The following is a 12940-nucleotide window of genomic DNA, read 5'->3' on the forward strand; positions in this document are numbered from 1 at the left end:
CGCCATGCGCAGAACCCGAGCCGCCACCACCGCCGCGATCACCCTCTCCCTCCTCGCCGCCACCGCCACCGCCTGCGGAGGCGGCAGCGCGAACGGCGACGGCGGCTCCAACAGCGCCCCCAAGGAGCTGACCTACTGGGCCTCGAACCAGGGCCCCGACATCGCGGCGGACGAGGCGACCCTCGCCCCCGAGCTGAAGAAGTTCGAGGAGCGCACTGGCATCAAGGTCAAGCTGGAGGTGATCCCCTGGCCCGACCTCCTGGGCCGGATCCTCGCGGCCACCGCCTCCGGCCAGGGGCCGGACGTGCTCAACATCGGCAACACCTGGTCCGCGTCCCTCCAGGCGACCGGGGCCCTGCTCCCCTGGGACGGACGGAACTTCGACGCCATCGGCGGCAAGGACCGCTTCGTCGCCTCCGCCATCGGCTCGTCCGGCGCCACCGGACAGGACCCGGCCGCCGTCCCGCTGTACTCGATGTCGTACGCGCTCTACTACAACAAGAAGATGTTCCGGGAGGCCGGCATCGAGAAGCCCCCGGCCACCTGGGACGAGATGGTCACCGTCGGGCAGCGGCTGTCCAAGGACGGCAAGTGGGCCCTCGGCGCCGAGGGTTCGAACCTCGCCAACAACATCCACCAGGTCTTCGTCCTCGCCAAGCAGCACGGCGCGGACTTCTTCGACGCGGCCGGTAAGCCGGCCTTCGACGGCCCCGCCACCGTGGACGCCGTCAAGCAGTACGTCGACCTGATGGCCAAGGACCGGATCATCGCCCCGGGCAACGCCGAATACGCCCAGAACCAGTCCCTCCAGGACTTCGCCGCCGGCAAGACGGCCATGGTGCTGTGGCAGAGCGCGGCCACCTCCTTCAAGACCCACGGCATGAAGGAGGGCGACTGGGGCGTGGCCCCGGTCCCGGTACCCGCCGGGGGCGCGCCCGGCACGGGCAGGAACACCAACTCCATGGTGGCCGGGATCAACATGGCCGTCTTCAGGAACACCGACAACATCGACGGCTCCCTCGCGTTCGTGAAGTTCATGACCGGTGACGAGGAGCAGAGGCTCCTGAACAAGGCCTACGGGTCGATCCCGCCGGTCAAGGCCGCCCAGACCGACGCCGCGTTCGCCTCCGAGGACCTCACCGTGCTCCGCGAGACCCTGTCCACCAGCGCCGCCCCGCTCCCGCAGGTCCCCCAGGAGTCCCAGTTCGAGACCACCGTCGGCACGGCCGTGAAGGAGCTGTTCGCGGACGCGGCGGCGGGCCGCCCGGTGACCACCGAATCGGTCAAGGCCGAACTGACCAAGGCCCAGCAGCAGATGACGAGCTGAGCCCGGCCGATGAGCCCCCACACCACCGTCCGCGTGCGCAAGTCCGCCCTGCCCTACCTCCTGTTGCTGCCCGCCGTCCTCCTCGAACTGCTCATCCACCTCGTACCGATGGTCATGGGCGTCGTGATGAGCTTCCGGCAGCTGACCCAGTTCTTCATCCGGGACTGGACCCGCGCCCCCTGGGCGGGGCCGGCCAACTACGAACTCGCCGTCGACCTCAACAAGCCCGTGGGACAGGCCCTGCTGGGCTCCTTCGTTACCACCTGCCTGTTCACCCTGCTCTCCGTCGGGCTGTGCTGGCTGCTCGGCACCGCCGCCGCCGTGTTCACCCAGGAGTCCTTCCGCGGCCGTGGCCCGCTGCGCGCGCTGTTCCTCGTCCCGTACGCCCTGCCCGTCTATGCGGCCGTCATCACCTGGGCGTTCATGTTCCAGCGGGACAACGGGCTGGTGAACCACGTCCTGCACGACCAGCTCGGTCTCGGCGGCGCAGACCGGACCTTCTGGCTGCTGGGAGACAACAGCTTCTGGGCGCTGCTGACCGTCTCCGTCTGGAAGGGCTGGCCGTTCGCGTTCCTCATCGTGACGGCCGCGCTCCAGAACATCCCCGGGGAGCTGTACGAGGCCGCCGCTCTGGACGGCGCCGGCAGCTGGCAGCGGATCCGCCGGATCACCCTGCCCTCGGTCGGCCCGGTCAACCAGGTCCTGGTCCTGGTGCTGTTCCTGTGGACCTTCAACGACTTCAACACGCCGTTCGTGCTGTTCGGCAAGGCGGCCCCCGAGGCCGCCGACCTGATCTCGCTGCACATCTACCAGTCCAGCTTCGTCACCTGGAACTTCGGCGCCGGCGCGGCCATGTCCGTCCTCCTGCTGCTGTTCCTGCTGCTGGTCACCGCCGGATACCTCTTCCTCACCGGGCGCGGACGCAGGAGGAACGCCGATGCCTGACCGCCCCGGCCCCCGCGCGCGGACCCGCCCCCGCCGCCGCCCCCGCCCCCGGTCGCCACTGGATCCGCCGCCCTCGTTCCGGGCGGTCCGGGCCGTCTTCCTGACGCTCCTCACCGGGTTCGTGCTGCTGCCCGTCCACGTGATGGTCACCAGCTCCCTCAAACCGCTGGGCGAGGTCTCCGGCCGGTTCCGCTGGTTCCCCGGCCGGCTCACCGTCCGCCCCTACCTCGACATCTGGCACACCGTGCCGCTCGCCGAGTACTTCGTGAACTCCCTGATCGTGGCGGGCGCCGCCACCGTCTGCTCGGTGGTCATCGCCGTCTTCGCCGCCTACGCGGTGAGCCGGTACCGCTTCCGCGGCAGGCGCCTGTTCACCGTCACCGTGCTGTCCACCCAGATGTTCCCGGGGATCCTGTTCCTGCTCCCGCTGTTCCTGATCTTCGTGAACATCGGCAACAGCACGGGCGTCGCGCTCTACGGCTCCCGGGGCGGGCTGATCCTCACCTACCTGACGTTCTCCCTCCCCTTCTCCGTCTGGATGCTCATCGGGTACTTCGACTCGGTGCCCCGCGAACTCGACGAGGCCGCCACCGTCGACGGCTGCGGCCCGCTCGGCGCCCTGTTCCGGGTCGTCATCCCGGCGGCCGTCCCCGGCATCGTCGCCGTCGCCGTCTACGCCTTCATGACCGCCTGGGGCGAGGTGCTCTTCGCCTCCGTCATGACCAACGACACCACCCGTACCCTCGCCGTCGGACTGCGCGGCTACTCCACGCAGAACGACGTCTACTGGAACCAGATCATGGCCGCCTCGCTCGTCGTCAGCATCCCCGTCGTCGCCGGATTCCTGCTGCTCCAGCGGTACTTGGTGGCCGGACTCACGGCAGGAGCCGTCAAATGACCGATCACGCCATCGACCTCGCCGCACTGCCCCGGGACTTCGCCTGGGGCACCGCCACCTCCGCCTACCAGATCGAGGGCGCGGTGGAGGAGGACGGCCGCGCCCCCTCCATCTGGGACACCTTCTCCCGCACCCCCGGAACCATCGACGGCGGCGACACCGGGGACACCGCCTGCGACCACTACCACCGCTGGCGCGAGGACATCGCCCTGATGCGGGGCCTCGGCGCCGACGCCTACCGGTTCTCCGTCGCCTGGCCCCGCGTGGTCCCCGGCGGCGACGGCCCGGTCAACCCCAAGGGCCTGGACTTCTACGACCGGTTGGTGGACGGCCTGCTGGCCGCCGGGATCACCCCCTGCGTCACCCTCTACCACTGGGACCTGCCCCAGGCCCTCCAGGACCGCGGCGGCTGGCCCGAGCGGGCGACCGCCGAGCACTTCGCCTCGTACGCCGGGCTCGTCGCCGAACGCCTCGGCGACCGCGTCACCCGGTGGACCACCCTCAACGAGCCCCTCTGCTCGGCGTGGATCGGGCACCTGGAGGGCAGGATGGCCCCCGGTCTCACCGACCTGACCGCCGCCGTCCGGGCCTCCTACCACCTGCTGCTCGGCCACGGCCTGGCCACCCGGGCCATCCGCGCGGCCGCCCCGGGCGCGGAGATCGGCATCGTCAACAACCTCTCCACCATCGAGCCCGCCGGCTTCGGCGAGGCCGACCGGGCCGCGGCCGTACGGATGGACGGCCACGTCAACCGCTGGTGGCTCGACCCCGTCCACGGCCGCGGCTTCCCCGCCGACATGCGCGAGGTGTACGGCGTGGACCTCCCCGAACGCCCCGGCGACTGCGCCGCCATCGCCGCGCCCCTCGACTGGACCGGGCTGAACTACTACTTCCCGCAGACCGTCACCGCCGACCCGGCCGGCCCCGCCCCGTACGCCCGCCAGATCGCCCGCCCCGGGGTCCCGCGCACCGGCATGGGCTGGGAGATCGACGCGAGCGGAATCGAGACCCTGCTGATGCGGCTGACCGAGGAGTACGGGGCCCGGCGCATCCTCGTCACCGAGAACGGCTCCTCATACCCCGACACCGTCGGCCCCGGCGGCGCCGTCCACGACCCCGCCCGGGCCCACTACCTGACCGCCCACCTCGCCGCCTGCGCCCGCGCGGCCCGCCGCGGCGCCCCGCTGGCCGGCTACTACGCCTGGTCCCTGCTGGACAACTTCGAATGGGCCTACGGGTACGACAAGCGCTTCGGCCTGGTCCACGTCGACTACGCCACCCAGCGCCGCACCGTTAAGACCAGCGGCCGCCGCTACGCGGAGGTGATCGCCGCCCACCGGGCCCTGCGCTGACCGCAGCCCGAGCCCGAGCCCCGATTTCGGCCGTGCCCGCCCTGCTTCGGGGGATGGGCACGGCCTTCGTGGTGGGATACGGAGCGACTTATTCCAGTAGCTCGCGGAGAGGCCGGGTCCATGTCCCAGGAGACCGAGAACACCATGCGCGCGATGGCGTACGAGTCGTACGGCGGGACGGAGGTGCTCACCGAGACCCGCCTCCCGATGCCCAAGGTCGGTCCCGGCGAGGTCCTCGTCCGGGTCAAGTGCGCCGCGGTCAACCCCGTCGACTGGAAGATCATGGCCGGTGGGCTCGACCCCCTGATGGACGTCATGTACCCCGTCGTCCCGGGCTGGGACGTCGCCGGGACCGTGGAGCGGGCCGGCATCGACGCGCCCGAGTACGCCGTCGGCGACGAGGTGATCTCCTACGCCCGCAAGGACTACGTGCACGGCGGGACCTTCGCCGAGTTCGTCAGCGTCCCCGTACGCATGCTCGCGCCCAAGCCCGCCCGCCTCGGCTGGCAGGAGGCGGCGGGCCTGCCGCTGGCCGGGCTCACCGCGTACCAGCTGCTCACCCGGCTCGGCACGGGCAAGCAGGACACCGTCCTCATCCACGGCGCGGCCGGCGGGGTCGGTTCCTTCGGCGTCCAGATCGCACGCGTGCTGGGCGCCCGGGTGATCGGCACGGCCTCCGAGCGCAACCACGAGCGCCTGCGGGCCATGGGCTGCGAGCCGGTCGAGTACGGCGAAGGCCTGACCGGGCGGGTCCGCGCGCTCGCCCCCGACGGCGTCACCGTCGTCGCGGACTTCGTCGGCGGCGTCCTCGACGTCACCCAGGCCGTGCTGGCCCCGGGCGGCCGGCACGCCTCGATCGCCGACCCCGGCGTGCTCGGCGAGGGCGGCCAGTGGATGTGGGTCCGGCCGATCGGCACCGACCTCGCCGAACTGGGGCGGCTCGCCGACAGCGGACAGCTCACCGTCCCCATCGAGCGGACCTTCCCCCTCTCCGAGCTGGCGGCGGCGTTCGAACTCAGCCAGACCGGCCGCGCGGCCGGCAAGATCATCATCGAGCTCTGACGCGCGGACGCGCGGACGCTCTGACGCGCGGACGCTCTGACGCGCGGACGCGCGGGACGGTCTCCGGGCCGCCCCGCACGCCCCCGGCCTACGGGAACGAGGTGACGGTGGACGGTACGGTCGAGGTGCCCGAGGTCGGGGCCCCGACCGCGTTGACGACGTGCTCGTACTGGCCTTTGCCGCCGAGCGAGACGACCAGCAGGTCGTGGAACCTGACGCCCGGCCTCACCGGCGCCTGGAAGCCGTGGTCCTGACGGATCGTCGGGTCCACGTTGTAGTAGCAGTAGCTGCCCAGCCCCCAGCCCTCGTGGGTGCTGACCGAGTCGGCCACCTTGTAGGCCGCGTAGCCCTTGGTCGCGCCGTTCTGGATCGCGGCCTGGCTGGGGGCGTCGTACGCCTTCTCGTTCTGGAAGAAGACCGTGCGGCCGCGCTCGCCGTTCCACTCCACGTCGTACTTGTTGAAGTGCTCGACGAACAGCCCGGTGGCCAGGACGTCGTCCCCGTTCACCCGGAACCCGTAGTCGGCGCGGTTGGTCTCCCAGCCGACCCCGTCGCCGTGGTCCGCCCGCCAGATCCAGGTGTGGTCGACGATCGTGTCGTGGCTGTTGACCACCATGCCCACGGTGGCCCTGCCGGGCCCCGCCCCGCCGACGCGCAGGAACACGTCCTGCACGGTCGTCGGGTTCGCGGCGTGGTCCGTGCGCGCGCCGGCCGGGCCGACCTCCAGCAGGCTCGGGGAGTTGACGGGGCCCGCGTCGATCAGGAAACCCGCGAGCCGGACGCCGTCCACGTCGGCGACCTTCATCGCCGTCACCCCGTTGTCGGGGACGAGGGTGGCGAGGCCCAGGCCGAGGACGACCGTGTCGGGGCGGTCGACCTGGATGGTCCGGTCGAGGTGGTAGACGCCCGGGGTGAAGAGCAGGTGCAGGCCCTGGGCCAGTGCCTGGTTGACCGTCGCGGCGCTCGCTCCCGGCTTCACCACGTAGAAGCGGCTCAGGGGAAGCGACGTGCCCTGTGGGGCCACGCCGTTGCCCCAGGAGGTGCCGCGCGCGTTCTCCCGCTTGGCGGGGACGAACACCTTGTACTCGGAGCCGTCCAGGTAGAGGAAGGGCTTCTCCCGCGACACGGGGGTGGTGTCGAGGGTGGTGTACGGGGCGCTGGGGAAGGACTGCGCCGGCGCGCCCTGGGTGCCCGAGAAGACCTGGTTCCAGACGGCGTTGGACCAGCCGCCGATGGAGCTGTCCCGGGTGTACCACTGCTGCTGGGAGTAGTTGCCGACCTGGCCGTCGATCTTCGAGTCGGCGATGTAGCCGCCGGAGGCCCAGCCGTAGCCGTCGGGGGAGAGGTTCAGACCGCCCTTGACGTGCATCCGGCGGAAAGGAGCGGCCTGGGAGACCGCCCAGCGGTCGGTGCCGTTCACGGGGTTCAGCGCGAGGTTCTCGGCCGAACGCCAGAAGTTCTGGGTGGCGTTGCCGCCGAACCAGCCCGCGTCGACGGTCACGTCGCCGTTGATGGTGGTGTCGTCGGGGCTCAGGCCCAGACCCGAGATCGAGGTGTAGAAGCCGATCTGGGCGTTGAGGCCGTTGTAGGTGCCGGGCTTGAACAGGAACTGGTAGCGGCCGGAGCCGAACTGGGCCGACTCCTGGCGGGCGAAGACCTCGTCGAGGCGGCCCTGGATGTTCGGCGTGGCGGGGTCGAAGACGATCACGTTGGGGCCGAGGTCCCCGCCGCCGGGAAGCGTCGGGCCGGTGCCGGTGCTCCCGTAGACCTGGAACTCGTAGAGGGAGTAGCCCCAGGCCGTGGCGCGCTCGGTGCCGAAGACGCGGACGTAGCGGGCGGTGCCGGAGATGGCGAGGGTCTGCACGCCGCCGGTGCCCGTGGTCGTCGAGTGGGCGGTGGACCAGGAGGCGCCGTCGGTGGACAGCTCGACGCGGTACGCCTTCGCGTACGCGGTCTCCCAGCGCAGCACGACCTGGCTGAGCGAAGCGGCGGCGCCGAGGTCCACCTGGATCCACTGCGGGTCGGCGAACTGGCTGGACCAGCGGGTGGCGTTGTCGCCGTCGACGGCGGCGGAGGCGGGCAGGGCGCCGTTCTCCTGGCTGGAGGCGGTGGCGGGCCGGCCCTGCGAGAGCAGGACCGGCGCCGCCTGGGCCGCACTGCCGGGGAGCAGTACGAGGAGGGCCGCGACCAGCGCGGCGGCGAGGGCCGCGGCGGTGGTTCGTGGTGGAGCGACGGAGGGGCGAGGCATGGGGGCACTCCTGACGTCGTGGATCCGGGGGGATCGAAGCGTGAGTGAACTGCGCCGCCACGAGGGCCGTCAAGGGGTTCAGCGTTCATGAAATGAAGGCCGGATGGTGTGTCAACTCGCCTTCAGGGCTGTGAACTTGGGGTTTCTTCAATCCTTGTGAAAAGTGTTGACCAAAAAAGGCGGCAGGGCTGTACTGAGGCTCCTGACCGCTCCGTCGCGCCGCGCCCGCCATGCCCGCCGGGCGGGCATGGCGGGCAGGGGGGTTCGAGGAGTGACCTCCTCCCCGGGACGGGCGCTGCCATGCGTTCGTTACTTGTCGGCCGGAACCACCGGGTTCAGGAGAGGTCGGGGACCTCGCCGCACTCGGCCCGGGCGACCTCGACACCCACGAGGGCCGTGGCCCACGGGGCGCAGAGGGCGGCCAGCCGGGCCGCGTCGGGCGGCTCGGCGCCGAGACCGATCGCGTACCGGGCCACGGTGTCACCGCGCTCGAACGGACGGGGCCAGGCGTGCGCCTCCGCGACGCCGCCCTCCTCCAGGGCGCCGAGCAGGGCGCGCAGTCGGCCGCGCGTGCGCCCGAGCGACTCCTCGAACTCCTGCGGCGTGGCGCCCCGTACGGTCACCACCGCCCACGCCGCGTGCCGGCGGTGCGGCGACGGCGGCCCGGCCTGCGGGGACTCCCACGCCTCGTACAGCTCCCGCCCGAGCAGGTCGCGCAGCCCCGGCCCCACCTGGGCCGTACAACTGCGCACCGGCTCGGAGGGGGTGAGGACGGTGACGGCCCCCTCCGCGCCCGGGGCCGGCGGCGGATCGTGCAGCGCGACCGGATCGCGCCAGTCCCAGGCGGCCCAGGCCCCGAAGAACTCCCGGAGCAGGCCGTCCGGGGACAGGCCGTCCGGGGACAGGCCGTCAGGGGACAGGGCGTCCGGGGACAGGGCGGCCGCCTCTCGGACCGTCCGGGCCGCCAGGACCGCCCAGGCGATGCCCGGCAGGCCGCCGAACGGCGCCGAGTCCAGCCCCCGGGCCCGCGCCCACGCCTTGACCTCCCGCGCCAGCCGGGCGAACGCGGCGTGCTCCGCGCCCACCGACTCCCGTACCGCGTCCGCGTCGCTCACCGCGCTCAGCGCGACCGCCGCCGCCTCGCCGAGCTCCGCCCGCCGGGCCAGGGCCCGCGCCGGGTCCAGCCCGCCGGTGGCCACGACCACCAGGTCCACGTCCAGCCCGGCCACGCGGAACCGCAGCCCCGGCACCCGCGCGCCCCTCACCTCGCGCAGCCGCTCGGCCTCCGGCAGCGCGGCCGCGATCCGCTCCCGGACCTCCGCGCCGCCCACCGCGCCCGGGAGCGCCGCCACCAGGTCCAGGTCCGCGCCCGGCCCGGCGCAGCCCATCCGCCGCGATCCGGCGAGGTGCACCACGCCGCCGTCCAGCGCCCGGGCGACCCGCGCGCGCACCGCCTCGGCCTGCGCCTCCGCCGCCCCGGCCTCCGCCGGCCCCGCCTGCGGTTCCGGGATCCAGCGCACCTCGCCCGTCCCCAGCTCCACCGTCGCCCGCACCCGCATCGGCCCGTCGCCGCGCCGCGACAGCACGGCCAGCGCGCCGACCCGCGCCGGCGCCGGAGCCGCCGCGCCGCCGAGCCGGGCCGTGAACTCCCGTACGGCCCGCCGCGGATCCCGGCTGTGCCCCAACGTCAGGTGCGGGGTGTACCCCTCGCGGCGCCCCCGGCACCCGGGGAACCGCTCCACCAGCGCCCGGCGCAGCTCCTGCCACGGGCCGTCGCCGTCCGCCGCCGGGTCCAGCCAGAGCGTCGCGCCCTCCCGGTGCCCGAAGTCGTGCACCCCCGCCATCCGGACCGTGAACGCCTGCGTCCGCGCGGCCACTTCGGCCAGCAGCGGCACGGCCTCCCCGAACGAGGACTCCGGCACGAAGCCGAACAGCAGGTTCACGTGCGCCGGCCAGCGCCCCGCCTGGGGGTCGTGTTCCCGGCGCAGCTCCTCGACCGCCGGATCGTGCGGCGGCAGCCAGGCCACCGCCGTCCGCGCCGTCGCCGGTACGTCGAGCGGCGCCGGCCCCTCACCGGGCGCACCGGACTCCAGCACCGCCTCCACGCCGTAGTGGTCCGAGACGAACAGCCCCTCCGGCGAAGGGGAATCGCCCCGCAGCGAGGCCTCCCGTACCCGCACCGCCCCGGGCCCCGGGCCCGGCCGCAGCAGGATCCGGTCCAGCCGCGCGGAGCGCCCCGTCAGGGAACCCACGGCGGCCAGCGGATTGGCCGCGGGATCGAAGGTCGGCGTACCGTCCGCCGCCCCGTGTACGTCGCTCCAGGCGTCCCGCATCCCCAGCGCGGCGGCCGGTCCCTCGGCCCCGCCCCGGCCGTCGTTGAAGTCGCCGACGAGCGCGAGATCCGCCTCGATCCCGCCGAAACCCTCCGCGATGGCGGCCAGTTCGGCGTCGCGGCGGGCCGCCCCGCCCTCGGTGTGATCGCTCGTCAGGTGGGTCGCGGCGACCACGAGGGGCCCGGCAGCCCCGTCCACCGTCACGGCGGCGACCGCCTTGTGCCGGCGCAGCACGTGCAGCCCGGCCTCCCGCACCGGCAGCCGGCTCAGGAGCAGCAGCCCACTGTCGGCGACGTCCCGGCCGCCCGGATCGGTGCCCAGGGTGTACCCGGCCCGCACCCACGGCGCCGCCAGCAGCAGGTCCAGCAGCGCGGGCTCCACCTCCTGGAGGGCGATGACATCGGCGTCGGCCCGCGCCAGCTCGGCCAGCAGCAGCGGCCTGCGCCGGGCGGTGGAGATGCGCGGGGCGTCGTACCGGTCCCACAGCGTGTTCCAGGTCAGCACCCGTATCCGGGCCGGCGGCCGCGCGGCGGGCCCGGGCTCGGACGGCCGCCAGGCGCCGCCGCCCGCCGGATCCCAGGCGTGGGGGGTGCGGGCGGTGAAGAAGGGGGAGCGCAGCAGCCGCGCGGCGCGGACCCGCCCGGCCCGTGTGGTGTCGACGAGGTCCAGGCCGGTCGCCCGGTCCCACACCAGCTCGCCGTCCGCCTCCGCGAACAGCACCCGGTGCCAGGGGATGTCGCCCCCGGGCACGAAAGAAGGCAGCGGAACCCGCTTCGGGGCGGCCCCGCGCTGGAGCAGCCCGAACACGAACCGCGCCGGGTCGAACCGGGGGTCCCAGCGGACCTGGTGGTAGAGCTCCTCACTGGTACGCATCAGCTGTCCCCGTTCCCGGCCCCGGTCCCGGCCCCGTGCGCGTTGCCGTCCCCGTGCCCGTTGCCGTCGCGGATGCCGCCCGCCGTGTCCTCGACCGTGCCGCCCGCGCCGATGTACCAGGTGCGGTGCGCCCGGCCGCCCTGACCGGGGTACGGGGGGCTGAACCGGTGTAGCTGCGAGGCCAGCACCGGCTCCGGCACGGGATGTTCCCGCGTCGCGTTGCGCCGCAGCAGCTCCGGCTCGTCCACCAGCACCACGGCCTGAGTGACCAGCGCGTCGCGGCGGCGCGCGACCGCGCCGGCCAGGCCCCGCTGCTGCTCGGTGAGGGAGGTGGCGTCCCACACCACCGTCCCGCCCGCCGCCAGCGCGGCGTCCAGCCGGTCCAGGCCCTCGCGCAGCACGTCCGCGTTGTCCCGCTGGTCGGAGCGCGAACCCCGGGCCGCCCGCAGGTCGTCCAGGGCGACGTACGCCGTCACGCCCGGAAGCTTCCGCGCGAAGGTGCTCTTGCCGCTGCCCGAAGGCCCGCACAGCTGCACCATGCGCGGATACGCCCCGCCCCGCCACCGCCAGGTCGCGGCCACCGCCTCCTGCGGGGTGGAGATCCCGCCCCGGGCGAACGCCTCGCGCGCCTCGGCCCAGCAGCGGTCGGCCGCGTCCGGGTCGGTGTCGCCGAGCCCGCCGAGGGCCTCCCGCAGCCCGGCGCGCAGCGGTTCGAGCGGCGCCTCCCCGAGCAGCCCCGCCTCCTCGGCGCAGAGCGCGGACCACTCCACGCACTCCCGCTCCACGGGATCCGCGGTGGCCCCGGCCAGCGCGTGCAGCACCCCGAGGTCGGCCGCGAGGCTCATCCGTACCAGCCCGGCGCGCCGCTCCGCGTCCGGGAACGGGCGCCGCAGCGACGGGTACAGCCCGGCCAGGTCGGCCACGCGCCGCGCGAGCGGCATCCCGGCCGGCCCCGCCGCCAGCCGCGCCGCGATCCGCGACCTCGGTACGCGGTGCAGCGCGGCGGCGAGCACACCGGCCAGCCGGGTCTCCCCGGTGCGGCCCAACCCGTCGAGCGCGGCGGCCACTTCGCCGACGACCGCGTCCTCGGCGCCCGGCACCTCGCCCGGCACCTCGCCCGGCACCTCGTCCGGCTCGAAGCCGACGGCGCGCAGCAGCCCGGCCGGGTCCGGGCCGGCCCCCGACCGCACCTCCCACAGCGGGGCGCGCGGGCCGAGCCCGTTCGGCACGACCTGCGCGTACATCCAGTGCGTGTCCGTCTGCACGTGGCCGCCGCGCACCCACTTGGCCACGCGCCGCCCGAAGTCGGCCCGGTCGAACCCGGCCGTGGTACGGACGACGTACCCCTCCTGCCGGGCGGTGTCGAGCCGCAGCTTGCGCAGCGCCCGCTCGTCGAAGGTCCCGCGCCACAGCACGCGCGGGGCGGGCACCCCGAGGCCGTGCAGGAACCGAACGGTCCGGTCCCAGTCCAGGCAGCGCTCGCCGTCCCACACCGAGAACCCGTAGAACCAGCTGTCCAGGTCCTCGTACGGGAGGGAGTGCCGGGCGTACAGGTTCTCCCCGCACACCCGCCAGCCGGCCGGTATCCGGGCCCCGACGCGGCCCTGGAGGGCCTTCACCCAGGCCCGGGAGGGGTGGTGTCCGGAGTCGAGCGAGCGGGCGTGCAGTCCGTCGGAGTACAGCGTGGTGTTCTCCCCGTCGAGCTTCTCGGTGACGACCACCTCCTGCCCGGCCAGCCCCGCGAGCTCGGCCCCGGCCCGCACGTCATCCCCGCCCACCCCCGGTGACCAGGGCAGATGTGCTGTGCGGGGATAGTGGGTGCGCATGATCCGCTCCTGCTCGACGAGGCTGTGCCCGATCACTCTAGGTATCCGGAGCACCCCCATCCACCGGTTAAACCGG

At 73.8% G+C, this 12940-nt stretch carries 8 protein-coding genes; 5 read left to right on the forward strand and 3 right to left on the reverse strand.

Annotation, left to right across the window (positions count from 1 at the left end):
- Positions 1-4 precede the first annotated feature (4 nt).
- The 5 genes from IE248_RS21435 (at position 5) to IE248_RS21455 (ending at position 5584) form a co-directional block, all read left to right on the forward strand.
- Positions 5-1327: an ABC transporter substrate-binding protein gene (locus IE248_RS21435; protein WP_100583775.1), complete on the forward strand. Its 1323-nt coding sequence runs from the start codon at positions 5-7 to the stop codon at positions 1325-1327.
- Between the two features lie 9 nt (positions 1328-1336).
- On the forward strand, positions 1337-2272 hold the full coding sequence (locus IE248_RS21440) for a carbohydrate ABC transporter permease (protein ID WP_190031424.1): 936 nt from the start codon (positions 1337-1339) through the stop codon (positions 2270-2272).
- Entirely contained in the window at positions 2265-3170 is a 906-nt protein-coding gene (locus tag IE248_RS21445; RefSeq protein ID WP_190031425.1) for a carbohydrate ABC transporter permease, read from the forward strand. Before IE248_RS21440 ends, IE248_RS21445 begins: the two co-directional genes overlap by 8 nt.
- Positions 3167-4522: a GH1 family beta-glucosidase gene (locus IE248_RS21450; protein WP_100583778.1), complete on the forward strand. Its 1356-nt coding sequence runs from the start codon at positions 3167-3169 to the stop codon at positions 4520-4522. Before IE248_RS21445 ends, IE248_RS21450 begins: the two co-directional genes overlap by 4 nt.
- Positions 4523-4666: 144 nt before the next feature.
- Positions 4667-5584 (forward strand): NADP-dependent oxidoreductase, encoded by a 918-nt coding sequence (locus tag IE248_RS21455; protein ID WP_190031525.1) that lies wholly within the window; start codon positions 4667-4669, stop codon positions 5582-5584.
- Positions 5585-5672: 88 nt separating this feature from the next.
- Here the strand turns inward: IE248_RS21455 and IE248_RS21460 are convergent, their stop codons facing one another.
- From IE248_RS21460 to IE248_RS21470, 3 genes are all read right to left on the reverse strand, one after another.
- Complete coding sequence (locus tag IE248_RS21460; protein WP_190031426.1) at positions 5673-7832, reverse strand: discoidin domain-containing protein; 2160 nt, start codon at positions 7830-7832, stop codon at positions 5673-5675.
- A 335-nt stretch (positions 7833-8167) separates the two neighbouring features.
- Complete coding sequence (locus IE248_RS21465; protein WP_190031427.1) at positions 8168-11038, reverse strand: RNA repair domain-containing protein; 2871 nt, start codon at positions 11036-11038, stop codon at positions 8168-8170.
- Positions 11038-12864 (reverse strand): RNA ligase family protein, encoded by a 1827-nt coding sequence (locus IE248_RS21470; RefSeq protein WP_190031526.1) that lies wholly within the window; start codon positions 12862-12864, stop codon positions 11038-11040. Before IE248_RS21470 ends, IE248_RS21465 begins: the two co-directional genes overlap by 1 nt.
- Positions 12865-12940 lie beyond the last annotated feature (76 nt).

The organism is Streptomyces goshikiensis (assembly GCF_014650555.1).
GTDB classification, from domain to species: domain Bacteria; phylum Actinomycetota; class Actinomycetes; order Streptomycetales; family Streptomycetaceae; genus Streptomyces; species Streptomyces goshikiensis.